Annotated in this window: 1 protein-coding gene and 1 pseudogene; one reads left to right on the top strand and one right to left on the bottom strand. The window is 67.0% G+C overall.

Annotation, left to right across the window (positions count from 1 at the left end):
- A pseudogene (locus FUT88_RS25910) lies at positions 1-347 on the bottom strand (aspartate/glutamate racemase family protein); the annotation flags it as partial.
- Here FUT88_RS25910 and FUT88_RS25905 point away from each other — a divergent pair.
- Entirely contained in the window at positions 335-1,090 is a 756-nt protein-coding gene (locus FUT88_RS25905) for a transporter substrate-binding domain-containing protein (protein ID WP_261797310.1), read from the top strand. The pseudogene FUT88_RS25910 and the gene FUT88_RS25905 overlap by 13 nt on opposite strands.
- Positions 1,091-1,214: the final 124 nt, after the last annotated feature.

The following is a 1,214-nucleotide window of genomic DNA, read 5'->3' as shown; positions in this document are numbered from 1 at the left end:
GTGCAGCCGAGCACGAGTGTGTCCGCGCCCGCGTCGAGCATTGGTTGCAGATACGCTTGCAGCAATTCCAGCACCGCGGGCGAGTGGGTATCGCCGCGTTCGATCAGGGGGACGAGGCCGTAGCCCGGCTGGCTCAGCACCTTGCAATCGCCGGAGGCAGCCGCCAGCAGGCGTGCGAATTTCTCGCTGCGCAGCGTGCTTTCGGTTGCGAGCACGCCGACCACACGGCTCTTCGACGTCGCAACCGCCGGCTTCAAGCCCGGCTCGACGCCAATCACCGGCACCGCGAGTCTTTCGCGCAGCACGTGCACGGCCTGCGCCGTGGCGGTATTGCATGCGATCACCAATCAAGATCCAGCAGCGCAAGAAGCTTGTCGTGGGCGTGGTGCTGTCGGGCGGGCCATTCGGCTCCATCGACCCCGTCACACAGCGCGGTACGGGCTTCAACGTCGACCTTGCCCAGGCACTCGGGCGCGGGCTTGGCGTGGAAGTGGAGACGGTGCAGGTGCAACCTTCCAACCGCGTGCAATTTCTGCAGCAGGGGCGTGTTGACGTCCTGGTTGCGGCGATGGAGCTGAACCCCGAGCGCGCAGACCTGCTCGCCCACGTGCCGACGCCGTACTACCGCGTGGGCGGCGTGGCGTTGGTCCCGAAAGACAGCCCGGTGCACCAGTGGAGCGACCTGAAGGGCAAGGACGTTTGCCTGTCGCAAGGCAGCAGCTATGCCAAGCCGTTGGCAGCCGACATTGGTGCCACGCCCAAGGGGTTCAAGAGCCCGGCCGAGTCCTTGCTGGCCCTGCGCGGCAACAACTGCGCTGCCGCCGTGCACGACGCCACGCTGCTGCAGCCGCTGCCCCGCAGCAACCCCGAATGGAAGGACTACCGCATCGTCGGCCCGGACCTCATCCCTTCGCCCACGGTCATCTGGGCGCGCAAGGGCGAGAACGACACCGTGGCCGCCCTCGACCGCATCGTCCAGGGCTGGCACCGCACCGGCTGGCTGATCGAAACGGAGAAGAAGAACGGCATCCTGCCGCCTTCGCCCGCGCTGGTCGAATGGCATGACAAGCTGAAGGCCACGCGCGGCTGATCGAGAGGCTGCAGTTGACTGACGATCTGCTCGCGCGGGCGATTGCGCTGGTCCGCCACACCGGCCTCGACTACGGCTTTCTGGCCGAGGCGTACGAGCGCAATGCGCTGCTGCAAGGCGCGAA

The sequence above is a fragment of the Ralstonia sp. TCR112 genome, assembly GCF_007997035.1.
Lineage (GTDB): Bacteria > Pseudomonadota > Gammaproteobacteria > Burkholderiales > Burkholderiaceae > Ralstonia > Ralstonia edaphi.
The sequence above is the reverse complement of the archived record's forward strand: the minus strand, read 5'-3'. Positions and strand labels throughout refer to the sequence as shown.

What these genes read in the sequence shown, in the direction of transcription:
- FUT88_RS25905 (WP_261797310.1), top strand. Translation starts at nt 335, where the DNA reads ATGCGATCACCAATCAAGATCCAGCAGCGCAAGAAGCTTGTCGTGGGC.